This window comes from Bacillus sp. 0209A, from assembly GCF_036765095.1.
Lineage (GTDB): Bacteria > Bacillota > Bacilli > Bacillales > Bacillaceae > Bacillus > Bacillus subtilis_G.
In genome coordinates this window covers 21,518-44,812 of sequence record NZ_JBAIZV010000007.1, presented here as the reverse complement: position 1 = coordinate 44,812, position 23,295 = coordinate 21,518, and the positions used below count along the sequence as shown (strand labels likewise).

The window sequence follows — 23,295 nt, the reverse complement described above, 5'->3', positions numbered from 1 at the left end:
GAAATGCAACTATTCGATATGCCGCTCGACCAATTGCAAGCGTATAAGCCTGAAAAAACAGCACCGAAAGATTTTTCTGAGTTTTGGAAATCGTCTTTGAATGAACTTGCAAAAGTCCAAGCGGCACCTGATTTACAGCCGGTTGATTATCCTGCTGAGGGGGTTAAGGTGTACCGCCTCACATATAAAAGCTATGGAAATGCCCGCATTGCCGGATGGTACGCGGTGCCTGACAAGGAAGGCCCGCATCCGGCGATCGTCAAATATCACGGCTACAACGCAAGCTATGACGGTGAGATTCATGAAATGGTGAATTGGGCGCTTCACGGATACGCGGCATTCGGCATGCTTGTCCGCGGGCAGCAGAGCAGCGAGGATACGAGTATTTCTCCGCATGGTCACGCTTTAGGCTGGATGACGAAAGGTATTCTTGATAAAGATACATACTATTACCGCGGCGTTTATTTGGACGCCGTCCGCGCGCTTGAAGTCATCAGCAGTTTTGACGAAGTCGACGAAACTAGAATAGGTGTGACAGGCGGAAGCCAAGGCGGCGGCTTAACAATTGCCGCAGCAGCTCTGTCAGACATTCCGAAAGCCGCGGCTGCCGATTATCCTTATTTAAGCAACTTTGAACGGGCCATTGATGTGGCGCTTGAACAGCCGTACCTTGAAATCAATTCCTTCTTCAGAAGAAATGGCAGCCCGGAAACAGAAGAGCAGGCGATGAAGACACTTTCATATTTCGATATTATGAATCTTGCTGACCGAGTAAAGGTGCCTGTCCTGATGTCGATCGGCCTGATTGACAAGGTCACCCCGCCGTCCACCGTGTTTGCCGCCTACAATCACTTGGAGACAGAGAAAGAGCTGAAGGTGTACCGCTACTTCGGGCATGAATATATCCCTGCCTTTCAAACGGAAAAACTTGCTTTCTTTAAGCAGCATCTGAAAGGCTGATAAATATGAAAAGCCGCCGCACATCATCAGGCGGTTTTTTTCTGCAAACTGCCGGAATGAAACCAGACTGGAGACGAATAGATATGAAACAAAGGATCATTGATGAATTAAAACGAATCGAGCAGTCATACGGAGTCAAAATCGTATATGCCGTTGAATCAGGAAGCCGCGCCTGGGGATTCCCGTCCCAGGACAGTGATTACGATGTCCGCTTTATTTATGTGCCGAAAAAGGAATGGTATTTTTCAATTGAGCAGGAGCGTGATGTCATTGAGGAACCGATTCACGATTTGCTGGATATCAGCGGCTGGGAGCTGAGAAAGACGCTGCGCCTCTTCAAAAAATCAAACCCGCCGCTCCTTGAATGGCTGTCCTCAGACATTGTGTATTACGAAGCATTTACAACCGCAGAGCAGCTAAGAAAGCTGCGGACGGAGGCGTTTAAGCCCGAAGCCAGCGTGTATCACTATATCAATATGGCGAAAAGGAACGTCAAGGATTACCTTCAAGGGCAAGAGGTCAAAATCAAAAAGTATTTCTACGTGCTTCGGCCTATCTTGGCTTGCAAATGGATTGAAAAGCACGGAACCATTCCGCCAATGGATTTTACTGTTTTGATGAATGAACTTGTTACTGATTCTGAGCTGAAGGCAGAAATGGAAACCTTGCTTGAACGGAAAAGAAGAGGCGAAGAGCTTGATCTTGAAGCGCGAATTCATGTTATTCATCAGTTTATTGAAACGGAAATCGAAAGAATCATGGAAGCAGCAAAAACGCTGAAAGCAGAACAAAAGGATATGACACCTGAACTGAATCGTTTGCTTTTGAATACGGTTGAAGAAGTATGGAAGGATGGAGGAAGCTGATGTTTTTTGTCGCTTCCTTTTCCCCTTTATTCGACACGATTCCCCGACTTTCTAACTATCTGATTGTGGTAAATCCACAAAAATAATCAGAATCTTTGTATTTTGAGAATATTGTGAACGTGGGTTTTGTCCATTTACAATTAACTCATACAAATACTTCTTAGATTGCGGGGTGTTGAGGTTGGAAGTGATCACAAGAGATTTTTTCTTATTTTTATCCAAAAGCGGCTTTCTCAATAAAATGGCAAAGAACTGGGGAAGCCGGGTAGCAGCGGGTAAAATTATCGGAGGGAATGATTTTAACAGTTCAATCCCGACGATTCGACAGCTTAACAGCCAAGGCTTGTCAGTTACTGTCGATCATTTAGGAGAGTTTGTAGACAGCGCAGAGGTCGCGCGGGAGCGTACGGAAGAGTGCATTCAAACCATTGCGACGATTGCGGATCAGCAGCTGAACTCACAAGTTTCTTTAAAAATGACGTCTTTAGGTCTCGATATAGATATGGATCTGGTGTATGAAAATATGACGAAAATCCTTCAGACGGCCGAGAAGCATAAAATCATGGTCACCATCGACATGGAAGATGAAGTCAGATGCCAGAAAACACTTGATGTTTTCAAGGATTTCAGAAGGAAATACGAGTATGTGAGCACAGTGCTGCAAGCCTATCTGTACCGAACGGAAAGTGATATTGACGATTTGGATTCTTTAAACCCGTTCCTTCGCCTTGTAAAAGGAGCTTATAAAGAATCACAAAAAGTAGCTTTCCCGGAGAAAAGCGATGTCGATGAAAATTATAAAAAAATCATCCGAAAGCAGCTCTTAAACGGTCACTATACAGCGATTGCCACACATGACGACAAAATGATCGACTATACAAAGCAGCTTGCCAAAGAAAATGGCATCGCCAATGACAAGTTTGAATTTCAGATGCTGTACGGCATGCGGTCGCAAACCCAGCTCAGCCTCGTAAAAGAAGGTTATAACATGAGAGTCTACCTGCCATACGGCGAAGATTGGTACGGCTACTTTATGAGACGCCTTGCAGAACGTCCGTCAAACATTGCATTTGCTCTCAAAGGAATGACAAAGAAGTAAAAAAGGAGAGATTATCATGACAACACCTTACAAACACGAGCCATTTACAAATTTCCAGGATCAAAACAATGTAGAAGAGTTTAAAAAAGCGCTTGCGACGGTAAGCGAATATTTAGGAAAAGACTATCCGCTTGTCATTAACGGCGAGAGAGTGGAAACAGAAGCGAAAATCGTTTCGATCAACCCGGCTGATAAAGAAGAAGTCGTCGGCAGAGTGTCAAAAGCTTCTCAAGAGCACGCTGAGCAAGCAATTGAAGCGGCTGCGAAAGCATTCGAGGATTGGAGATACACGTCTCCGGAAGAAAGAGCGGCTGTCCTTTTCCGCGCTGCTGCCAAAGTCCGCAGAAGAAAACATGAATTCTCCGCTTTGCTTGTAAAAGAGGCAGGGAAGCCATGGAACGAGGCAGATGCTGATACGGCTGAAGCGATCGACTTTATGGAATATTATGCACGCCAAATGATCGAACTGGCAAAAGGCAAACCTGTCAACAGCCGTGAAGGCGAGAAAAACCAATATGTATACACGCCGACTGGTGTAACAGTTGTTATTCCGCCTTGGAACTTCTTGTTTGCGATCATGGCTGGCACGACAGTGGCGCCGATCGTTACTGGAAATACAGTTGTTCTTAAACCTGCGAGCGCGACACCTGTCATTGCTGCAAAATTCGTTGAAGTGCTTGAAGAGTCTGGATTGCCGAAAGGTGTAGTCAACTTCGTTCCTGGCAGCGGGGCGGAAGTCGGTGACTACCTTGTTGACCATCCGAAAACTAGCCTTATCACATTTACGGGATCAAGAGAAGTTGGTACGAGAATTTTCGAACGCGCGTCGAAAGTCCAGCCGGGCCAGCAGCACTTAAAACGTGTTATTGCTGAAATGGGCGGAAAAGATACAGTTGTCGTTTGTGAAGATGCAGATGTTGAACTTGCTGCACAATCGATCTTCCAGTCAGCGTTCGGCTTTGCGGGACAAAAATGTTCTGCAGGTTCACGTGCAGTTGTCCATGAAAAAGTGTATGATCAAGTATTGAAGCGTGTCATTGAAATTACGGAATCTAAAGTGACAGCAAAACCTGACAGTGCGGATGTTTATATGGGGCCTGTCATTGACCAAGGTTCTTATGATAAAATTATGAGCTATATTGAGATCGGAAAACAGGAAGGACGTTTAGTAAGCGGCGGCACTGGTGACGATTCAAAAGGATACTTCATCAAACCGACGATCTTCGCTGACCTTGATCCGAAAGCAAGACTCATGCAGGAAGAAATTTTTGGGCCTGTCGTTGCATTTTCTAAAGTGTCAAACTTTGATGAAGCTTTAGAAGTGGCAAACAATACTGAGTACGGTTTGACAGGCGCTGTTATTACAAACGACCGCAAAAACATCGAGCGTGCGAAACAGGAATTCCATGTCGGAAACCTGTACTTCAACCGCAACTGTACAGGCGCTATCGTCGGCTACCATCCGTTCGGCGGCTTCAAAATGTCCGGAACGGATTCAAAAGCAGGCGGGCCGGATTACTTGGCACTGCACATGCAGGCTAAAACGATCAGTGAAATGTTCTAAAGCGGGACTAAATGGGCATCCTCCCTGCGGGGATGTCCATTTCATCCATATACCATAAAAAAGAGGAGGAAGTGCCATAGAAAACACACAGCTGATTATTTCGATTTGTATTTATATGGCGGGGATGCTGCTGATCGGCTACTTTGCTTACAAGCGTACGTCGAATCTGACGGATTACATGCTGGGAGGACGCTCTTTGGGACCGGCCGTAACCGCTCTCAGTGCCGGCGCTGCCGATATGAGCGGCTGGCTGCTGATGGGGCTCCCGGGCGCTATGTTTTCAACGGGTCTGAGCGGTGTGTGGATTGCGTTCGGACTTTGTCTTGGAGCATGGGCGAACTGGCTCTACGTCGCGCCGCGGCTGAGAACCTATACGGAACAAGCGGGGAATTCCATCACAATTCCCGGATTCCTAGAAAACCGCTTCGGAGATCAAACAAAGCTTCTTAGATTGTTTTCAGGGATTGTGATTTTAGTCTTCTTCACATTTTATGTTTCGTCTGGAATGGTATCCGGCGGTGTTTTATTCAACAGTATTTTGGGGATGGAATATCATACAGGCTTGTGGGTTGTGACTGGTGTTGTTGTGGCATATACTCTGTTTGGCGGCTTTTTGGCAGTCAGCTGGACAGATTTTGTTCAGGGGATCATTATGTTTGCCGCACTCATTCTTGTTCCGATCGTTACGTTTTTCCACACGGGAGGAACAAGTGAAGCAGTTACTGAAATCCGGTCTGTTGATCCAGATATGTTTAATATTTTCAAAGGAACAAGCGTCCTTGGCATTATTTCTTTGTTTGCATGGGGTTTGGGATACTTTGGACAGCCGCATATCATTGTGCGTTTTATGGCAATAACGTCTGTCAAAGAGATCAAAAAAGCGCGCAGAATCGGAATGGGCTGGATGATGTTGTCGGCAGTCGGCGCTGTGCTGACCGGTTTGGGCGGAATCGCTTATTACCATCAGAATGGCATGACACTGAAGGACCCAGAGACGATCTTTATTCAATTAGGGAATATTTTGTTCCATCCGATTATTACAGGTTTTCTGATATCAGCTATTTTGGCCGCGATTATGAGTACAATTTCTTCCCAGCTGCTTGTGACATCAAGCTCTTTGGTAGAAGATTTGTATAAGTCGATGTTCAGGCGCTCAGCCTCTGATAAAGAGCTGGTGTTTTTGGGCCGTTTGGCTGTGCTTGTGATTTCTGTCATCGCGTTATTCCTAGCTTGGGAGAAAAATAATACGATCCTTGGATTGGTTAGCTACGCGTGGGCTGGCTTCGGCGCATCATTCGGGCCGGTTGTACTGCTCAGTCTGTTTTGGAAACGAATGACTAAATGGGGGGCACTCGCCGGCATGATTGTGGGAGCAGCAACTGTAATCATTTGGGCGAATGCCGGTCTTTCGGATTTTCTGTATGAAATCATACCTGGTTTTGCTGCGAGCCTATTATCTGTCTTTATCGTCAGTATATTGACGCAGGCTCCGTCACAAGCTGTCGCAGACCAGTTTAAAGACTACCAAGATACAATGTCACAATAAAGATCGAAAGGAGGAGGAAGGGGCTGTCCCTTTTTCCTCTTTTCTCCTTTTAAACGGGCCGTTTTTTTCTTTTGGAAACAAACGTATTTTTTTTCTATACAAATAGACCCCGTATGGATATGATTAAAGTAAAAAAAAGTATAGGAGAAAAAGGTATGGAAGAGCTTTTAGAGAGAGTTTTTTCATTTTCAGATGTCGATAAGCTGATTGACTTCATCAGTTATGAACTGCAAAAACCAGTCATACTGGAAAGCGCAGATTTCTTTTTGTTAGCCTATAATTCTTACTATATTAACCATTTTGATTCTGCCAACCAGCAGACTATTTTTTCAAAAAAATGCCCGGTTCAGATTTTTGAGAGATTTCTGAAGGATGGAGTCATTGAAAAACTGAAAACAGAACCTGAGCCTTTTCGCGTCAATAAAATTGAAAGCATTGGGTTAAACCAGAGAGTGGTCGTGAGTGCGAAACACAAAGGGGATGTCATGGGCTACATCTGGGTTCAGGAGCTGGACCAAAATCTGACGGAAGAAGAACTCGACTTTTTGTATGAGACCTCTTTCCATGTCGGGAAAATCATTTATAAAACGAACAAGCTGAAACAGGAAAAGGAAGAAAAAGCAGAAGATCTTGTCAAACGGGCGATCTATCAGCAATTTACCTCTGAGAAGGAACTCAAACGGGAAGCCGAAAGGATTAACACCGTGCTGCCTTCCATGTTTTCAGTTGTCATCCTGCACGCCGCGAATGGGGATGGGGAAGCGGTTGAGGATTTAAAGGAAAATATCAGGTCGTACCTAAATTTACGGGATAAAGTCAGTCATGTCTTAACGATTGATTCAAATATTGTCATCGTCGTAGCGAGTTTTTCCCAAAAAAGCTCCGTCTCCTCGGCAGCTTCTGAATTTATTAACAAGCTGTTAACACATTTTCACTTTCAAAGAATTCCCACCCCTATTTATATCGGTATCGGAAACGAATATGATCACCTTTTAAAGCTTGGCAAGAGCTACACAGAAGCGCTTGAAGTGATCAAAGCCGCGGAAATCACCGGCAATCAGGAAAACATTCCATATGAATATGCAAAACTCGGCATTTACCGTTATTTAGAAAGCATTGAACAGAAAAATAAATTTTTAAAATACGAGAATAAGGATTTGGCTTTATTAAAAGCAAAAGACCAAGAAAGCAGCACCGAGCTGCTGAAAACGCTGGAAATCTATCTTCTCAACAACTGCAAAACAAAACCAGCAGCAGAACAGCTGTTTATTCACCAGAATACATTGAATTACCGCATCAAACAGATTACTGAAATGACGTCGATAAATTTAAGCGATTTTAGGACACGATGCCAGCTCTATCTCGATTTGATGCTGATGAAAAAGAAATAAAAAAGAAACCAGTCCGTGTACTGGTTTCGTCTTCACTTAAAATCCTCTGTAAACGTAAGGATCATCAGGCTTTTTAATGGTGTTCCAGTCGGTCACTTTCAGAACAGGAAGCGTTGATTTGAAAGGCTGATAATATTCTGAGGCCAGCGTGCCCTTAATATGAATCCATTCATCATCCTCGATGTTGATGTCCTTCGGAAACTCCACAAGCATCCCGTAAACGCCGGAATCAGCGATACAGTGAATGACGCCAAACCTCAACACGAACAGCTGGTTTTTGTTAATCGCATTTCCTTTATACGCAAATCCATGAAATTCAATCGTCCGTCCGAGAAATTCGCCAGGATAGTTATATATGGTTTCCATGCCTTTTAGGAAATCTTCATCGGTCAGCGAAATCTCTTTCTTGCTGGAATATTTCTTAAACAGTTGTTTCATCTGTTTATCATAGCTGTCTTGCGCGTAGTAAAGGCTGGCATCAGGCCGCAAATACTGTGTTTGCGAGTAATGGTCTCCGCTCTCCATCGCCTTAAACGAGAACCCTTTTGTTTTGACAATGGATGAGTCAAGCGTCGCAATCGGGAAGAAAATACCCGACACCAAAGGGAAAAGAAAAACAACATAAATCAAATAACGCTGATAAAATGGCTTGTTTTGTTCATGCTCGTGATCATGGCCGCATCCGCAATCATGATTATGCCCGCCTTTTTCAGGCGACTTGATAAATACATATGCTTGAACGGCTGTCAGTATGGCCAGCAGGAAGATCGCAATAAAGGAAAGATAGGCATATTTCATATTGATATATTTTGTAAGATTTCCTGAGGCATGCAGATGATAAAAGAAAAACGTAAATCCCATCAGCACCAATAGACGAAACATCCAATCACCCCTTTACCAGTAGTGATCCCGCTAAGACGAGCACGACAATGTACGTAATCAGCAGGAAAACAAATCGTTTTTTGAAGGCCGCAAGCATCATCAATAGATTCTTAATATCCACCATCGCACCAAAGACGAGAAAGGCGATTAACGATCCTAATGAAAATGTGCTGCTGAAGGAAGACGCGATGAACGCATCAACTTCTGAACAGAGCGACAAGACAAACGCCAGCCCCATCATCACAAGGGAAGAGGATATATCATTCTGCCCGATCGCAAGCAGAGTGGATGTTTTGACATACGTCTGCATAGCGGCTGCGATAAAGGCGCCGATAATTAAATATTTCCCCACGGAGAAAAATTCTTCAATGGCATGACGCAAGGTCCCTCCCAGCTTTTGCAGCAGGGTGTGGTGATGATGGTGGTGATGCCCGGGTTCATGAGGCTTTAAAAGCTGGTTATCTTTAAATTGATAGGATAAGATAATCCCAATGATCACCGATACCGCGAGCGCCAGTCCGCCCCGATAAAAGACAACGCTCCATCTGTTCCCGAACGCAATAAAAGTAGAAAATAAGACGATAGGATTGATGATCGGCGCGGTCAGCATGAAAGCAACGCCCGCATGCAGAGGAACCCCCTTTAGCAGAAGCCGCCTTGTAATCGGGATAATGCCGCACTCGCAGGCGGGAAATAATACGCCGGCTAGCGCACCAAATAAAACGGCGAGAAAGCGGTTCTTTGGCATGATCCTTGCAATCATTTCTTCAGAAACAAACATTTGAATGATTCCGGAAAGGATGACGCCGATCAGAATAAACGGAATGGCTTCTATTAAAATGCTGATAAAAATAGAATTCAGCTGAAGAAAAGATGATTGTGCTGTCACAATAAAACCTCCGCTCATGTTAAGCTGCCTTTTATCATATCAGAAAAAAGGCACTGCTTGTTTGACGGAGGAGGAGGAAAAATTGTTTCACTTTGTTTAGGATTCTAAAAATTCGAGTATGATTCTATCTGTTTCAGCAGCTTCTTTCCCGAGCCAGATCAGGTGCCCCCATGAGTGAAGCAAATGGAGAGCAGCGTCAGGAATGTGTTTTTTTGCATAATGTGCATGTGACTTGTTGATAAATCCATCATAAACACTCTGCATAATCAGTACGGGGCACGGGATGGCCTGCAGCTCCTTTGAAGAGATAGCGGCGGTTTGTGACAAGTCTAGCAGAAATCCGTCACCGGAGCGCTGCCGGCTGTTCATTTTCCGAAATGCTTCTATGTCTTTTTCATCCATCATGGACTTGATTCGCTGAAACGAAAGCGTGCTGAATTGCGGGCTCATGGCTTGAAACATCAAACGCGGGAAGGCGTTATTCAAATAAGAAATCAGCTTCCATATCCGCTTTTCCAACGGCGGGCGGAAGAGGATTCTCCCCATTTTATATTCAATGTCTTTTGGAGTGAGCCATTCTTTGGTGACCGCGGATTGCAGGGTCAGAGTGTTCACCCTTTCCGGATATTGTGAGGCAAAGCTTATGCCGCTCGGCCCTCCTGCTGAGATGGCTATGACATGGACACTGTCGATTTGTAAATGACTTAATAGTTTTACATAGAAACGACAGGCGTCAGCAAGACTTTTTCCAATCTCTTTTGACGTTCGTCCGTAACCGGGCCTTGAAGGCGTGATGATGGAATACCCATGCTCAATCAGCGCCGTGTACCCGAATTCCTCATAACAATTTGAATGCCCGCCATGCATGACAAGAATGGGAGCTCCCTTGCCTGTAACAGAATATTCTAGTGTATGTCCTTCGAAAGTGATCGTTTCAACTCGTCTTTTCATCTGTTTCTCCCAATTGTTTTTCTGCCTATTATAGGGTTTTCAACAATTTATCACAAGGAGCAGAAATGAATAAACACAGGCTCGTGAAATATGATATACTTTTTATTGATATTCATTCTCAATTAAAACGATTTTGATATAGATGTGAACGGGAGGCAGGACGGATGGCTGAGAATCAACAGGTGTATGACGTCACAATTATAGGCGGAGGGCCGATCGGGCTGTTTACGGCTTTTTACTGCGGGATGCGGGAGCTGAAAACGAAAGTAATCGAATTTTTGCCGCGGCTCGGAGGGAAGGTATCTTTATTCTTTCCTGAGAAAATCATTCGGGATATCGGCGGAATACCGGGGATTGCGGGAAAGCAGCTGATCGAGCAGCTGAAGGAGCAGGCGGCGACGTTTGATCCTGACATCGTGCTGAATCAGCGTGTGACCGGATTTGAACGCTTGGAAGACGGCACCATTGCGCTGACAAGCTCTGAAGGAGAAAAGCATTATACACGTACCGTGATTTTAGCTGTCGGCATGGGAACGCTTGAGGTCAATGAGTTTGACAGTGAGGATGCAACCCGGTACGCGGGCAAAAATCTTCATTATGGAGTGGAGAAGCTTGATGCGTTTAAAGGGAAGCGGGTCGTGATTTCAGGCGGCGGAGATACTGCGGTCGATTGGGCTAATGAGCTGGAACCGATTGCGGCTTCTGTGACTGTCGTTCACCGGCGTGAGGAATTCGGCGGAATGGAAAGCAGCGTGACGAAGATGAAGCAATCATCGGTGCAGGTGCTCACTCCTTATTGTCTGGAGCAGCTGAGCGGCGATGAGGAGCGTATCCAAAACGTGACGATTTGTCATACTGAGTCATCTGGCCAGATGGAAAACATAGAGGTTGACGAGCTGATCGTTAATCATGGCTTCAAAATTGATCTCGGACCGATGAAGGAGTGGGGGCTGGAGATTGAAGAAGGCAGGGTGAAAGCTGACAGACATATGCGGACGAATCTTCCGGGTGTGTTTGTGGCGGGTGACGCGGCTTTTTATGAAAGCAAGCTGAGATTGATTGCCGGCGGCTTTACGGAAGGCCCGACAGCGGTCAACAGCGCGAAGGCATATTTGGACCCTAAGGCCGAGAATATGGCGATGTATTCAACCCATCACAAAAAATTGGTGCATAAATAAAACAGCCCTTAAGAAAAGGGCTGCCGCAATTAGCTGTGAATGAGCTTTTTTTCCGCCTGTTGATTTTGAATTAAAGCAAATAATTCATCCTGCTCTTGGACCGCTGTGAATCCATAAGCATCGGCAGTTGAGTCATCGCCTATGCAGACGATAGGAGGTCGGTTAGCTGATGGCTCCGGCGAAATACCAATTTGTTCGCCTGCGCTGATCAATTGCTGAACGGACGGCTTGCTCGGGCAAATGACCATATGCAGCGGAGATTCACTGATGGTTCGCTGAATCATGTGGGTGAACCGGTCATCTATGACGTTTTCATGGGTGATATAAAACGTACAGGACTCATGCTTCTGCACGTTTTCCACTGAATGGCGGCTCCCGACAACAAGACGTTTTTCTGAATCAGGCTGAGTGGCGGAGACGAGAAAGCCCCGTTTTTCAAGCTCTGTCACTGCCTGTTCAGATGCCGCACTCAGTCGGGCTGTCAGCTGGCGTACGTCGATTTTCTTGGATGCCAGCGCTTGGAAAAATTCACAAACCGCACGGCGCGATGTGAAAACAATGTCTTCAAAGGTGCCGATCTTTCGAAGAATCTCTTCATTGACAGGCATGTTTTCGGTCCGCCATTTCGGCCACTCGATGACATCGGCACCGGAAGCACGCAGCTTGTCTGCAAGCTGGTCTTCATCATTGCCATGAGTGACGACCATCATGTGCTGGCCGATGAGCGGTTTGCTCTCAAACCAGCTGTGTGTTTGAAAATTGACGATATCCCCGATGACGATAATCGCAGGGTTTGTGATCTGGTGTTCCTGTATTTTCTGCTGAATGTTCACAAGCGAGCCTTTCACACTCCGCTGGCGGCCCCACGTTCCCCATTGGACCACAATGACAGGAACGGAAGGAGATTTTCCGTACGCAATGAGCTGCTGGCAAATATAAGACAAATTCTTAACGCCCATGTAAAAGACAAGGGTTTGAACGCTTCTGGCAAGCCCTTCCCAATCGAGATTCGGCGTTCCTTTTAATGATTTATCATGTGCTGTAATCATGGCAAAAGATGATGCGAAATCCCGATGCGTGACGGGGATGCCCGCATATAACGGCGCTGCAATTCCGGAGGTGATACCCGGCACCATTTCATAGCGGATGCCGTGCTCATAGAGAGCTTCTGCTTCCTCACCGACTCTGCCGAATACGCTCGGATCTCCGCCTTTCAAACGGACGACGGTTAATCCTTTTGATGCTTTTTCAACCAGCAGGGCATTAATTTCTCTTTGTTTCATAAAATGGCGGTCTGGCAGTTTTCCGCAATAAATAAATTGGCAGGCTGGTGATGCGAATTCGAGCAGCTTCGGGTTGGCGAGCCGGTCATATAAAATAACATCTGCTTTCTCCAGCGCCTGTTTCCCTTTGATGGTGAGCAGCCCCGGATCGCCGGGGCCTGCTCCCACGAAATATACGATTCCGTTCTTCATGTCATGTCATCCTTCCGTCACTGTAAAAATGAAGGATCACTTGAAAAGTGATCCGGTCTTTTGATCAATATACGAGATAAACATGTTCTCCTTCGATCAGCGTTTCGTATGTTTTGACGCATCCGTGATCCGGTGCTTGGACGGTTCCATCTTCTAAGGAGATTTTCCAGTCGTGCATCGGGCAAAAAACATATTCGCCGCTGACGATACCTTCCGCCAGAACGCCGCCCTTGTGCGGACAGCGGTTTTCGATGGCACGGACGCTTCCGTTTGAAAGCTTAAAAACCGCGAGTTCCTTATCTTCAATATACACTGTTTTGCCTAATTGTTCAGGCAATTCTTCAATTTTTCCGATCCATACTTTTGTTGCGCCTTTGTTTACCATGTTCATTCCTCCTTCATGTTTGTTTTTTGTCATTATGATGTGGTCACGACGTTTTCAAATAATTCTTTAGAGGTTTGTTTATTTTCCAAAAAGCCCTTCCACGGATCCTTGTGGACAGAGAGTGTTTCATTCATTCGGTCGTTCAGCTCCTGCCGTTTTTCCGGATCGTTTAACACGGATTGGACATGGGATAAACCGACGCGCTCAAGCCATGCGGATGTACGCTCCAGATAGTTTGCGGTTTCGCGGTAGTATTGCAGATAAGCGCCTGCGTATTCTAAGACTTCTTCATTTGTTTTCACCTTCATCAGCAAATCGCCGGCACGTAAATGAGTTCCGCCGTTTCCGCCGACATAAAGCTCCCAGCCTCCATCAATGCCGACAACGCCAAGGTCCTTAATGCCGGATTCCGCACAGTTTCGCGGGCAGGCAGACACGGCCATTTTCACTTTATGAGGCGTGTTCAGCCCTTCGAATTTTTTCTCAAGCGCAATGCCCAGTGCCATGGAGTCTTGCGTGCCGAAGCGGCAGAATTGCTCGCCTACGCACGTTTTTACTGTGCGGAGCGTTTTCCCGTACGCGTAGCCTGACGGCATATCGAGATCTTTCCATACCCTCGGAAGGTCTTCTTTTTTCACGCCGATGAGATCAATTCGCTGGCCGCCGGTCATTTTAACGAGCGGGATCTCATATTTGTCGACGACATCGGCAATCTTACGCAAATCTGTGGAGTTGGTCACGCCGCCGTACATCCGGGGCACGACTGAATATGTTCCGTCTTTTTGAATATTGGCGTGCATTCGTTCGTTAACAAAGCGGGAAGTCCGGTCATCTTCGTATTTGGTTGGATTGATCATGCCTAAGTAGTAGTTCAAAGCCGGCCGGCATTTGGAACAGCCTTCTGGCGTTTTCCAGCCGAGTACGTTCATGATTTCTCTTGTATGTGACAGCCCTTTGGCTTTAATTTCTTCTACGATTTCATCTCTCGACAATGTCGTGCAGCCGCAAATCGCTTCTTTTTGCGCTGACGCATCAAAGTCTGATCCGAGTGTATGCTGGAGGATTTCTTCTACGAGTGGTTTACAGCCTCCGCATGAACGGGATGCACCGGTGCATGCTTTGATCTCGTCCGTTGACGAGCAACCTTTTTCCTGTATGGCTTGAATAATCGTACCTTTTGACACGCCGTTACAGCCGCAGATGATTTCATCGTCGCTCATCGCCGCGGTAATGCTTGTGCCTGCTTCTTGGTTGAGAGGCTGTAAGATTGATATTTTAGAGGTTTCAGTGATGTCGGCTTCTTTTTGAATCATAGAAAACAGGCGATTGCCTTCGCTGCTGTCGCCGAATAAAACAGCACCGACAATTTGATTGCCCCTCAGGACGATTTTTTTATAGATGCCGTCCTGCTCATCGAAGACTTTAACTGCTTTTTTCTCCTCTGATTCATCAAAGTCACCGGCAGAGAAGACCTCGACGCCTGATACCTTTAACTGAGTGGAGAGAACGGAGCCTTCATACGGTTTTGTTTCGATGTCGCACATATGCTTCGCCAGCACTTTTGCCTGTTCATAGAGCGGCGCCACGAGCCCGTATGCGATCCCCCGATGCTCAGCGCATTCGCCGACCGCATAAATGTGCGGGATTTCAGTTTCCATATAATCGTTGACGATGATTCCGCGGTTCACCGGAATGCCGCTTTCGGCTCCGAGCGCTGTATTCGGGCGGATGCCTACGGCCATGACGACTAAATCTGCTTCAATGCTTGTGCCGTCTGTAAAGCGGAGGCCTTCAACACGGCCATCACCGATAATCTCTTCGGTTTGTTTTTCAAGCAAGAATGTCATTCCTTGTTTTTCTAGCTCGTTTTGCAGCAGGCGTCCCGCAGCTGCGTCAAGCTGTCGTTCCATCAGGAATGGCGCGAGGTGGATGACGGATACCTCCATGCCGAGATTCAGCAGTCCGCGGGCGGCTTCTAAACCGAGCAGGCCTCCTCCGATGACGGCTGCTTTTTTATATTGTTTTGACGCGGCGAGCATCGTGTCTGTATCTTTTATGTCCCGGAAAGCGGTGACGCCTTTTTTGTCTGCGCCCGGAATCGGAAGGATAAAAGGGACAGAGCCTGTCGCCAGAATCAATTCGTCATAAGGCTGGATTCTGTCTGCATCTGTGATGACCGTTTTGTTTTCCGGGTCCACCTTGATGACTGTTTCATTTGTATACAATTGAATATTGTTTTCTTCATACCAGTCCCAATCATTTAACGTAATATCTTTAATGTCGGTATCGCCTTGAAGCACTTTTGACAAAAGGATTCGGTTGTAATTGGGATGCGGTTCGGCACCGAAAATTATGATCTGAAACTCGTCTTTTGCAACACTCAGTATCTCTTCAATGGCCCTTACCCCGGCCATTCCGTTTCCAACAAGAACTAGTTGTTTTTTTCCCATCAGATGATCCGCTCCTTATCAATGTTTTTTCTAGCGTAGCACAGCGAAAAGGAATATTTAAGATACATGTTATAAAATGTAACAAAATATACGAAAAGTTCTAAAAATTTTATGAAAAATTTAAAAAGGTCTGATTCGGACGGCGCATACTTTAAAACCGGGCATTTTACAGGCTGGATCTAAGGCTTCGCCGATTAAATCATTCACATTTTGAGCGTCTGCCCAGTGGATGGGAACAAAAACGGTGTCTTTTCTGATTTGTTCCGATAATTTGCTGCGGACGGTGATGCTTCCCCGCGGTGATTCTATTTTTACGAGCACACGGTCTTCGATATGGAAGGATGCCGCAGTTTGCGGGTGTATTTCCATAAATGATTCAAAATGTCTCGCGGCAAGGGCGGCGCTTTTTCTCGTTTGAACGCCTGTTAAGTAATGAGACATGACTCGGCCTGTCGTTAAATAAAGCGGATAATCGGCTGTCGGCTTCTCTTTTGGAACGGCCGGTTCGTTTGGAATCACACTTAGTGCCGCTTTTTGATCCGGATGGGCAAATGAGTCCGCAAACAAGCGTCCTGTTCCGGGGTGATCAGGTTCCGGACATGGCCAATGAATGCCGCCTTCACGTCTGAGCCTGTCATATGTGATGCCTGAATAATCGGCAATCCCGCCTCGGCTCGCTTCTCTCAATTCATTAAAAATATCCTTAGCTGACGTGTAAGAAAAGTAGCGGCCTTTCCCGAGAGCGGATGCGATGTCACAAATAATCTGCCAATCATGCTTTGTTTCACCGGGACATGGCCGGGTTGCTTCTCTTAATGTCACGCGGCCTTCGACATTTGTCATGGTTCCCTCATCTTCTAAATAAGAGGAGGCGGGCAAAATCACATCTGCGTATGCCGCAGTCTCAGACATAAACAAATCGATCGCAACAAAGAATGTCAGTTTTCTCAGAGCTTTTTTTACGAAATTTGCATTTGGGCTGGAGACAGCAGGGTTGGAGCACATAAGGAACAGTCCTTTGATGTCGCCGTCATTGATTTTTTCTATCATTTCATAGGCCGAGACACCTTTTCGCGGGAGTTCATCCTGATGAATTCCCCACACTTTCGCAATATGCGCACGGTGTTGTTCATTTTCGATAGAACGGTAGCCCGGAAGCTGATCGGCTTTTTGGCCATGCTCTCTTGCGCCTTGTCCGTTGCCTTGTCCGGTGATCGCTCCGTAGCCCGAATAAGGTTTGCCGATTTTTCCTGTGATCAGCACCATGTTTAAAAAGCCCTTTACAGCCGCTGTTCCATCGGTTTGCTGTTCAATCCCGCGGGCTGTAAACAGCATGCCGGACGTTTCTTTCGCAAACTTTACAGCGGCTTTTCGCATGTGCGCCAGCGGGACACTCGTCTGTTCGGCGATATCATTCAGGCTCAACGCGTTAGTATGCTTCCTCAGCTCCTCGAAACCGTTTGTTCGTGATCGAATGAAATTTTCGTTTACGAGCTGTTCGTCGATGATGATTTTGACGAGACCGTTGGCAAGGGCGGCGTCTGTGCCGGGTTTGATTTTCAGATGAAGATCGGCGATTTTTGTTGTCGGTGTTTCACGGGGATCAATGGCAATGATGTAAGCGCCGTTTTCTTTCGCTTTTTCAAAATACGGCATCATCGTAGGCTGGCATTCCGCGATATTGGTGCCGGCCAGAATGATCACACGGGTGTGGGGGATGTCTGATAAGGGATTCGTTAAACCTCTGTCCGCACCGAATGTTTGATTGGCTGCGGTTGAAGCGGCGGACATACATAGCCTCCCATTGTAGTCGATGTATTTTGTCTGTAAGCCAACCCGTGCGAACTTCCCTAACAAATACGCCTCTTCATTCGTAATTGAGGCGCTTCCGTATACAGCCAGGGCGTCATGGCCGTGTTCTGCTTGGATCATCGTCACTTGGTCTTTGATGTGATTCAGTGCTTCTTCCCAGGAAACAGGCAGAAATTCGCCGTTTTTCTTCAGCAGCGGCCGGGTGATGCGGGAGGAGTTCAAGGCATGCTGGTGGGCGTTCATGCCCTTCAGGCATAACCGGCCCTGTGTCGTAGGGTTATCAATCCCGATCGCTGTGTACTTTTTCCGCGTGACGATGGTTTGTTCCACGAGCTGCATTTTGCACTGCATACTGCAAAACGGGCATTGGGTGTCATACGTTTTTTCTGATTGGATGTCTTGCTGTTTATCACGGAAATATCTAAGCAGTCGTTCAGTCAAAATGCCTCATCCTTTCTTATGTGCGCCAGCCTGTATAGGCGGGTTTTGAATCAGTGACAGGTCTGTTTGGAGGTTTTCCAGAAGCTGTGTCCCAAGGTCCTCTTCAAATAGCACTTCTCTGATATGAACGATCCCGAGACGGTCCATCCACTGATGAACAGCTTCTAAGTAATGAGCCGTTTCACGGTAATACTGAACCAGTCCTTTGATCATGCCGGCAGTGCTGTCTGCGTTGTCTGTCACACAAAACAGAGCTCCGGAACGGGCATGAGTTCCCCGGACGCCGCCGATGTAAATGTCCCAGCCAGCTTGCGTTCGAATCGCCCCGACATCTTGTATGGCGGCATCGGTGCAGTCTGTTTCACATGATAAGCTGATAGACATGGAAGCGGGCATGGAAAGCATCTCAAGATGTCTTTCAATCTGGGCTGCCAGCTGCTGAATCGACCGGTTTTGCCCGCATGTACATGCTTTGACACTTTGCAGCGCGCGACGGTGTTCATGGGTGCAAACGGGCATTTTCAGATCTTTTTTAATGTTCGGGAGCTCCGCCGGCTTGATCCCGGAAAGCTTCAGTCTTTGGCTGTGAGTGATGGATACGTCAGGGATGCTGTATGCTTCGATGATGTCGGCGATGTTTCTTAGCTGCTCCGCGTTTGTCATCCCGCCGTACATTTGCGGTATGAGGATGCATGTGTCTTCTGAGGATGATTCCGGCTGAACAAAACCGGCATGCAGCTTTTCCAGATAGTATTGAATCGCCGGGACACATTTGCGGCATCCGTTTTTCGTTTTCCAGCCAAGCTGGCTCATCGCTTCTGCAGGATCAGTGAATGGTCTGCGCTGAAGCTCAGCAATGATTTCGTCTTCCGTCAAATCGGTGCATGCGCAAAATGCAGGTGTATCGGCGGGCTCTGTATATTCGCCGCTGGCCATGTACCTCAAAAAGTCTTCAACAAGCGGCTTGCATCCTCCGCAGGAGCCGGATGCTTTGGTGCAGTGTTTGACATCCTCAACAGTTGTTAAGCCTTTCGTGTGCACCGCTTCTTCAATCGCGCCTTTCGTCACTGAGCTGCATTGGCAAATCGTTTCACTGGAGGGCATGGATTCAAATAATCTGCCGGTTTTCTCCGGTTCGATGATCTGCTTTTTGACAATGGAGATATCTCGTTGTTTGAGCAGGCTGTCGAGAAGCCGCTGCTTGTCACGTGTGTCTCCGAACAAAATAACGCCGGCCGGTTTGTCATCCTCAAAGAGTGCTTTTTTATAGATGCCTGCTTGTTCATCGTAGATGTTAATACTCGTCGTGCGTTCATCTTCGTGAACTTTTCCGGCTGACCACACATCAATTCCGGCTATTTTTAAAGCGGCAGATGGTGATGAGCCTTGATATCCTTCGCACGGAACGCCGCAAATATGTTTGGCGAGAACGTTTCCCTGTTCATAAAGGGGTGCCGCCAAGCCGTACACCGTTCCGTTATGCTCGGCGCATTCCCCGATTGCAAACACATTCGGTTCGCTCGTCTGCATGCAGTCATTCACGATGATCCCGCGGTTCACTTTGATTCCGGCGGATACAGCCAATTCAATATTCGGCCTCACGCCAGCCGCCATCACAATCAAGTCTGCTTTCAGTGAAGAGCCGTCTTTAAAACGGACGCCGTCTGCCCGCGCGGCACCAGAAATAGATACGGTTTCTTTCTCCAAAAGAAAGGTTAAGCCTTTCCGTTCCAGCTCCGTCTGCAGCAGCCGCGACGCGGTGTGATCGAGCTGTTTTTGCATGATGGCGGAGGAGTGGTGAATGACGCTGACATCCATGCCGAGATGCTTTAACCCGACTGCAGCTTCCAGCCCTAATAAGCCGGCTCCGATCACCGCTGCTTTTTGATGGTGTTCGGCCATGCTCATCAACGCTTGGCAGTCTTCTATTGTCCGAAATCCATAGACGCCTTCTTTGTCCGCCCCGGGAATGGGGAGAATATGGGGGAAGGAGCCTGTTGCCAGAATGAGTTTGTCATAAGAAAGGGTTCGTTTGCGATCCGTGATGACCCGCTGCTGATCTGTATCAATTTGAACAACCGTTTCGCCCGCGTAAAGGGTAATCCCGTGCTTGGCGTACCAATCCTTGCTGTTCAGTGTAATGTCATCGAGTGACGCCTCCCCCTGCAAAACAGAGGATAAGAGAATCCGATTGTAGTTGGGATGCGGTTCGCTTCCGAAAATGACAATCTCAAACATTTGGCGATTCAGCTTTAAGACTTCTTCAATACAGCGGATGCCGGCCATTCCGTTTCCTGCCAACACCAGTCTTTGTTTCTTCATGTACCAGACCTCCTTTATTGCAGCGTGTAAGTTTTCTCTTATTAAAAATTATGTCAAAATGCTTTGTTAACGCATTAAACGTGTCACAAAAGCTTACACATGTCTTTTCTAGAAAAAAATGCTCATATATCCTTAATTCAGAAAATTTAAAATAATCGAGGGTCAAGAAAGGGGAATCTTATGAAGCTGTCGGAACTGAAAACTAGCGGTCATCCACTCACTTTACTCTGTTCCTTTTTATACTTTGATGTGAGTTTTATGATATGGGTTATGCTTGGGGCACTGGGGGTTTATATTTCTCAGGATTTTGGCCTGTCTCCTTTTGAGAAAGGGCTTGTGGTGGCCGTGCCGATTTTAGCAGGATCTGTGTTTCGTATCCTTCTCGGTATTTTAACGGATAGAATCGGACCGAAAAAAACGGCAGTGGTCGGGATGCTGGTGACAATGATTCCGCTGCTGTGGGGGACATTTGGCGGCCGTTCGCTGCCTGAGCTGTATGCCATCGGGATTCTGCTTGGCGTGGCGGGGGCAAGCTTTGCCGTTGCGCTGCCTATGGCAAGCCGGTGGTATCCGCCTCATTTGCAGGGGCTTGCGATGGGGATTGCTGGCGCGGGGAACAGCGGCACTTTGTTTGCAACCCTGTTTGGCCCGCGTCTTGCGGAGCAGTTCGGCTGGCACATTGTCATGGGAATTGCGCTTATTCCTTTGCTGATCGTCTTTATTCTTTTTGTATCCATTGCAAAGGATTCTCCTGCACAGCCGGCGCCGCAGCCGCTCAAAAACTACCTGCATGTGTTCGGGCAGAAGGAAACATGGTTTTTCTGCCTGCTGTACAGCGTCACATTCGGGGGATTTGTCGGACTATCAAGCTTTTTATCTATTTTCTTCGTCGATCAATACCAGCTGTCAAAAATTCACGCGGGCGATTTTGTTACATTATGTGTGGCGGCGGGGAGTTTTTTCCGGCCTGTCGGGGGCTGGATTTCAGATCGTGTCGGCGGCACAAAAGTGCTTTCTGTCTTGTTTGTCGTCGTGGCCCTGTGCATGGCCGGGGTCAGCAGCCTGCCGTCTCTTTCGATGGTCATCGTTCTTTTGTTTGTCGGCATGATGGGGCTCGGAATGGGCAACGGGGCAGTATTCCAGCTCGTGCCGCAGCGCTTCCGCAAAGAAATCGGCATGGTGACGGGAATCGTCGGCGCGGCCGGCGGCATAGGAGGTTTTTTCCTGCCGAACATCTTAGGGTCGCTAAAACAGATGACAGGCTCATATGCTATCGGATTTATTACATTTTCCTGTATCGCACTGCTGGCGTTTGCGCTCGTGCTTGCCGCAGGCTATTACTGGAGAAAAAGCTGGAGCGCGGAAAGCAGCCCGGCGGATGTTTAGATTTTCACGGATACGCATTTGTGCGTGTCTTTTTTATTTTCTCTTGATTTTAATCGCTGAACCGATCAAAATAAATAGTAATTATTACGATTTGTTGAGAGGGGTTTTCTGATTGAATCAACACACGCTGCTGCCGGAAAAACCGGAGCGTCTTCAATACTTTGGGTCGGTCAGTCCGATGAAAGGCGAAAAACCTGTAGAAAAAGAGAAAATGAAGGATTTGCAAAATATCAGGAAGGATTATTTTTTTGACATTCAGCATGTAGGTGTCGCTAATGTGTCCCATCCGGTCACAATCACTTCTGCCATGGCGCCTGCTGAGCAAACAACGGCTGCGAACTTTACAATGACTTGTGATTTGCGGAGAAATCAAAAGGGAATCAACATGAGCCGGTTAACAGAGCTGCTGCAAGTCTATCATCAAAACGGCTGGGTTCTCTCATTTTGCTCTCTTCAGCAATTTACGAAAGAGCTTGCAGAAAATATGGGTCAGTCATCAGCTTCAGTCGAAGTGAGGTTTCCATGGTTTTTCGAACGGAAAAGTCCGAAGCTTGAGAAATCGGGCCTGATGCATGCTGACATATTGATGTCTGTCACCTATCAAGAAGATCAGCCGTTTGAACAGCGTGCCGGCATCTCAGCGAAAGTAACGACCCTTTGCCCCTGTTCCAAGGAAATCAGTGAATACAGTGCTCATAATCAGAGGGGAACAGTCAGCATTTGGGTTGATATTCATCAGGCTGCATCGCTGCCAAGCGATTTTAAAGCCGATTTGCTTGACGCCGCGGAATCAAATGCCTCCGCGAGACTGTATCCGGTGCTGAAGCGCCCTGATGAAAAAGCCGTAACGGAAACGGCGTATGAAAACCCGAGATTTGTTGAGGATCTCGCCCGGCTGATTGCCGCTGATTTGTATGAGCTTGAATGGGTGTCAGCCTTTGAGATTGAATGCCGCAATGAAGAATCGATCCATCTCCACGATGCCTATGCGAAGCTGCGTTTTTCGAAACAGGTGGATCAAATATGAAACTCTCATTATTCATTGCTGCGGTCCTGATGCCGGCCTGCCTGCTGTCAGCCTGCTCTGGCCATGCGGAAGAACACGCAAGTGCCGATACAAAGAAAACGGAAGAACAAGTAAGCGCTGATAAGAAGAAAATGGAAGAGCACGCAACGTCCGATCAAAAAACAGAAAAAACAAGCATTGATTGGACAAAGCCTTCAGGCGGTGAATACCCGGATATCAAGCAGAAGCATGTCTGGATTGATGTGGATGTGAAAAAGCAGAAGGCTTACATCAAAGAAGAAAGCAAAACCCTATATACAATGATTGTCTCGTCAGGACTTGATCAAACAAAGGATGACGCTACGCCAAAGGGCACCTTTCATATCGAACCTGAACGGGGAGAATGGTTTTTCTCCGAAGGATATCAGGAAGGCGCGGAATACTGGGTCTCATGGAAAAACCATGGCGAATTTTTATTTCACAGCGTGCCAATGACAAAGGATAAAAAAGTCATTGAAAAAGAAGCTGAAAAACTAGGAACGAAAGCATCTCATGGTTGTATCAGGCTGACCATCCCGGATGCGAAATGGATATATGAAAACATCCCTGGCCATACGAAAGTTGTGATCAGCTGAATGGAAAGGTGGTTGACAAAAATGAAAAAAGAACATACGATTTAAATCGTAACAATT

General features: G+C 46.8%; 18 protein-coding genes. 10 read left to right on the top strand and 8 right to left on the bottom strand.

Features of this window, described 5'->3' with window-relative positions; genetic code table 11:
- Positions 1-3: 3 nt before the first annotated feature.
- The 6 genes from cah to putR all read left to right on the top strand — a co-directional run bounded on the left by cah (position 4) and on the right by putR (position 7,426).
- On the top strand, positions 4-960 hold the full coding sequence (gene cah, locus V6D44_RS19210) for a cephalosporin C deacetylase (RefSeq protein ID WP_333516815.1): 957 nt from the start codon (positions 4-6) through the stop codon (positions 958-960).
- An 83-nt stretch (positions 961-1,043) separates the two neighbouring features.
- On the top strand, positions 1,044-1,826 hold the full coding sequence (locus V6D44_RS19205; RefSeq protein ID WP_333516814.1) for a nucleotidyltransferase domain-containing protein: 783 nt from the start codon (positions 1,044-1,046) through the stop codon (positions 1,824-1,826).
- 187 nt (positions 1,827-2,013) lie between these two features.
- Entirely contained in the window at positions 2,014-2,925 is a 912-nt protein-coding gene (putB, locus tag V6D44_RS19200) for a proline dehydrogenase PutB (protein ID WP_087993185.1), read from the top strand.
- Between the two features lie 16 nt (positions 2,926-2,941).
- Positions 2,942-4,489: an L-glutamate gamma-semialdehyde dehydrogenase gene (gene pruA, locus V6D44_RS19195; protein ID WP_148962934.1), complete on the top strand. Its 1,548-nt coding sequence runs from the start codon at positions 2,942-2,944 to the stop codon at positions 4,487-4,489.
- Between the two features lie 91 nt (positions 4,490-4,580).
- A complete protein-coding gene (gene putP, locus V6D44_RS19190; protein ID WP_087993145.1) occupies positions 4,581-6,035 on the top strand; it encodes a sodium/proline symporter PutP in 1,455 nt (484 codons plus the stop codon).
- 155 nt (positions 6,036-6,190) lie between these two features.
- Positions 6,191-7,426, top strand: coding sequence for a proline utilization transcriptional regulator PutR (gene putR / locus V6D44_RS19185; protein ID WP_087993146.1), 1,236 nt, complete (start codon positions 6,191-6,193; stop codon positions 7,424-7,426).
- Positions 7,427-7,462: 36 nt separating this feature from the next.
- On the opposite strand, the gene V6D44_RS19180 is transcribed toward putR, so the two are convergent.
- The 3 genes from V6D44_RS19180 to V6D44_RS19170 all read right to left on the bottom strand — a co-directional run bounded on the left by V6D44_RS19180 (position 7,463) and on the right by V6D44_RS19170 (position 10,148).
- On the bottom strand, positions 7,463-8,308 hold the full coding sequence (locus V6D44_RS19180; RefSeq protein ID WP_333516813.1) for a TIGR03943 family putative permease subunit: 846 nt from the start codon (positions 8,306-8,308) through the stop codon (positions 7,463-7,465).
- 4 nt (positions 8,309-8,312) lie between these two features.
- Positions 8,313-9,197 carry a permease gene (locus V6D44_RS19175; protein ID WP_202328820.1) on the bottom strand — a complete coding sequence of 295 codons (885 nt, stop codon included), beginning with the start codon at positions 9,195-9,197 and terminating at the stop codon, positions 8,313-8,315.
- 96 nt (positions 9,198-9,293) lie between these two features.
- A complete protein-coding gene (locus tag V6D44_RS19170) occupies positions 9,294-10,148 on the bottom strand; it encodes an alpha/beta fold hydrolase (protein ID WP_087993148.1) in 855 nt (284 codons plus the stop codon).
- 164 nt (positions 10,149-10,312) lie between these two features.
- On the opposite strand from V6D44_RS19170, the gene V6D44_RS19165 reads away from it, so the two are divergent.
- Positions 10,313-11,326 carry an NAD(P)/FAD-dependent oxidoreductase gene (locus V6D44_RS19165; RefSeq protein ID WP_333516812.1) on the top strand — a complete coding sequence of 338 codons (1,014 nt, stop codon included), beginning with the start codon at positions 10,313-10,315 and terminating at the stop codon, positions 11,324-11,326.
- 29 nt (positions 11,327-11,355) lie between these two features.
- Here V6D44_RS19165 and cobA read toward each other — a convergent pair whose 3' ends face one another.
- The 5 genes from cobA to nirB all read right to left on the bottom strand — a co-directional run bounded on the left by cobA (position 11,356) and on the right by nirB (position 20,211).
- A complete protein-coding gene (gene cobA / locus V6D44_RS19160) occupies positions 11,356-12,801 on the bottom strand; it encodes a uroporphyrinogen-III C-methyltransferase (RefSeq protein WP_202328824.1) in 1,446 nt (481 codons plus the stop codon).
- A 64-nt stretch (positions 12,802-12,865) separates the two neighbouring features.
- Positions 12,866-13,186 carry a nitrite reductase small subunit NirD gene (gene nirD, locus V6D44_RS19155; protein WP_087993151.1) on the bottom strand — a complete coding sequence of 107 codons (321 nt, stop codon included), beginning with the start codon at positions 13,184-13,186 and terminating at the stop codon, positions 12,866-12,868.
- Between the two features lie 32 nt (positions 13,187-13,218).
- A complete protein-coding gene (nasD, locus tag V6D44_RS19150; protein WP_333516811.1) occupies positions 13,219-15,636 on the bottom strand; it encodes an NADPH-nitrite reductase in 2,418 nt (805 codons plus the stop codon).
- A gap of 120 nt (positions 15,637-15,756) precedes the next feature.
- Positions 15,757-17,889 carry an assimilatory nitrate reductase catalytic subunit NasC gene (gene nasC, locus V6D44_RS19145; protein WP_333516810.1) on the bottom strand — a complete coding sequence of 711 codons (2,133 nt, stop codon included), beginning with the start codon at positions 17,887-17,889 and terminating at the stop codon, positions 15,757-15,759.
- 6 nt (positions 17,890-17,895) lie between these two features.
- Entirely contained in the window at positions 17,896-20,211 is a 2,316-nt protein-coding gene (gene nirB, locus V6D44_RS19140; RefSeq protein WP_333516809.1) for a nitrite reductase large subunit NirB, read from the bottom strand.
- A gap of 180 nt (positions 20,212-20,391) precedes the next feature.
- Here nirB and V6D44_RS19135 point away from each other — a divergent pair, with 180 nt between their 5' ends.
- From V6D44_RS19135 to V6D44_RS19125, 3 genes are all read left to right on the top strand, one after another.
- Complete coding sequence (locus V6D44_RS19135; protein WP_253268809.1) at positions 20,392-21,597, top strand: MFS transporter; 1,206 nt, start codon at positions 20,392-20,394, stop codon at positions 21,595-21,597.
- Between the two features lie 112 nt (positions 21,598-21,709).
- The gene (folE2, locus tag V6D44_RS19130) at positions 21,710-22,624 is read left to right on the top strand and encodes a GTP cyclohydrolase FolE2 (RefSeq protein WP_087993156.1); all 915 of its coding nucleotides are present in this window, start codon (positions 21,710-21,712) and stop codon (positions 22,622-22,624) included.
- Positions 22,621-23,238: a L,D-transpeptidase gene (locus V6D44_RS19125; protein WP_253268810.1), complete on the top strand. Its 618-nt coding sequence runs from the start codon at positions 22,621-22,623 to the stop codon at positions 23,236-23,238. The genes folE2 and V6D44_RS19125 overlap by 4 nt, the downstream gene beginning before the upstream one ends.
- Positions 23,239-23,295: the final 57 nt, after the last annotated feature.

Excerpts from the sequence above, each read along its gene's own strand:
- nirB (WP_333516809.1), bottom strand. The coding sequence starts at position 20,211 with ATGAAGAAACAAAGACTGGTGTTGGCAGGAAACGGAATGGCCGGCATC.
- V6D44_RS19125 (WP_253268810.1), top strand. The coding sequence starts at position 22,621 with ATGAAACTCTCATTATTCATTGCTGCGGTCCTGATGCCGGCCTGCCTG.
- pruA (WP_148962934.1), top strand. The coding sequence starts at position 2,942 with ATGACAACACCTTACAAACACGAGCCATTTACAAATTTCCAGGATCAA.
- cobA (WP_202328824.1), bottom strand. The coding sequence starts at position 12,801 with ATGAAGAACGGAATCGTATATTTCGTGGGAGCAGGCCCCGGCGATCCG.
- V6D44_RS19180 (WP_333516813.1), bottom strand. The coding sequence starts at position 8,308 with ATGTTTCGTCTATTGGTGCTGATGGGATTTACGTTTTTCTTTTATCAT.
- nirD (WP_087993151.1), bottom strand. The coding sequence starts at position 13,186 with ATGGTAAACAAAGGCGCAACAAAAGTATGGATCGGAAAAATTGAAGAA.
- nasD (WP_333516811.1), bottom strand. The coding sequence starts at position 15,636 with ATGGGAAAAAAACAACTAGTTCTTGTTGGAAACGGAATGGCCGGGGTA.
- V6D44_RS19165 (WP_333516812.1), top strand. The coding sequence starts at position 10,313 with ATGGCTGAGAATCAACAGGTGTATGACGTCACAATTATAGGCGGAGGG.
- V6D44_RS19205 (WP_333516814.1), top strand. The coding sequence starts at position 1,044 with ATGAAACAAAGGATCATTGATGAATTAAAACGAATCGAGCAGTCATAC.
- V6D44_RS19170 (WP_087993148.1), bottom strand. The coding sequence starts at position 10,148 with ATGAAAAGACGAGTTGAAACGATCACTTTCGAAGGACATACACTAGAA.
- putR (WP_087993146.1), top strand. The coding sequence starts at position 6,191 with ATGGAAGAGCTTTTAGAGAGAGTTTTTTCATTTTCAGATGTCGATAAG.
- V6D44_RS19135 (WP_253268809.1), top strand. The coding sequence starts at position 20,392 with ATGAAGCTGTCGGAACTGAAAACTAGCGGTCATCCACTCACTTTACTC.
- cah (WP_333516815.1), top strand. The coding sequence starts at position 4 with ATGCAACTATTCGATATGCCGCTCGACCAATTGCAAGCGTATAAGCCT.